This is a genomic window from Alkalibacterium sp. m-11, from assembly GCF_054658155.1.
Genome location: NZ_BAAGIR010000483.1, coordinates 1 through 260, shown reverse-complemented (window position 1 = coordinate 260; position 260 = coordinate 1). Strand labels below are relative to the sequence as shown.

The window sequence follows — 260 nt, the reverse complement described above, 5'->3', positions numbered from 1 at the left end:
TAAGAAATGATTATAGACAAAGCGAGCAGATCCGATTGTTTTGTTTATCTGCTCTTTCTGTTTTTCATTGGGGTAGAGACGAAATTTATACGCTTTATTCTTGAACATACATTCCCCTCCTCTTTGTGCTAAGAATACCCTAATGACGGGATTAAAGCAAGGGGAACAATGACTTTTGTGTGACGAGTTATTGCAGGAATAAGACTTATTTTTTACTTTTTTCGAAAATACTGTCGAGCAAGCTCGAGCGCCATTCATCA

The 260-nt window shown here is 37.3% G+C and carries 1 protein-coding gene; it reads right to left on the bottom strand.

What is annotated here, in order from left to right; genetic code table 11:
• Positions 1 to 108: helix-turn-helix domain-containing protein (locus ACYQ2O_RS13260; protein WP_459796447.1), on the bottom strand; the 108-nt coding region annotated here is incomplete at its 3' end.
• Between the last annotated feature and the right edge of the window lie 152 nt (positions 109 to 260).